2 protein-coding genes are annotated in these 571 nt (G+C 32.4%); both read left to right on the forward strand.

Translation table 11 applies throughout. The features are described from left to right. Positions 1-171, forward strand: a 171-nt coding sequence (locus tag ACRCJ0_RS18760; protein WP_431391712.1) for a biotin transporter BioY, incomplete at its 5' end; no start/stop codon positions are given. A 278-nt stretch (positions 172-449) separates the two neighbouring features. Further along, on the forward strand, positions 450-571 hold a 122-nt coding region (locus tag ACRCJ0_RS18765; protein WP_431391713.1), incomplete at its 3' end, for an NADPH-dependent FMN reductase.

Raw genomic sequence — 571 nt, forward strand, 5'->3', positions numbered from 1 at the left:
TTATGTGGTTTAACATACATGTACTTGGCTTTAAACTTCTTACTAGATTCACCAATTACTTGGATGCAAACACTGATGTCAGGGATGATCATCTTCTTACCAACCGATATCATTAAAAACGTAGCAGCCATTTCCCTAGCTTTAGTCTTGAAAAAACGATTAGTCCTATAGAAATAGACCTTGCATTAATCTTAAAAACCGAGACCTAATCGTCTCGGTTTTTGTGATTTATCGAGATTTATTCATACGATTTTCTTTCGGTTTTGTATTTGTTTTCACAAATATTTTGTTATATACTCGTGTCAGTTAGAAGAGTTTAGTAAATTTGTACGTGGTGAAAACCTGTAAAATAAGCGTTTTATGATTTTATCTACTTCTGTACAAAAAATTGTTCTTTTTAACTCACCAAAATTCGTTATTTTATTCACAATAAAATTGGAGGTTAATACATGAAATTTGTTGCTATTGTTGGTACAAACTCTGATAGATCAACCAATCGCCAGTTGTTGCATTTTATGGCTGATCATTTTGCTAACCAGGCTGAAATAGAAGTAGTAGAAATCAAGGGCGT

The sequence above is a fragment of the Aerococcus sp. L_32 genome (assembly GCF_050689315.1).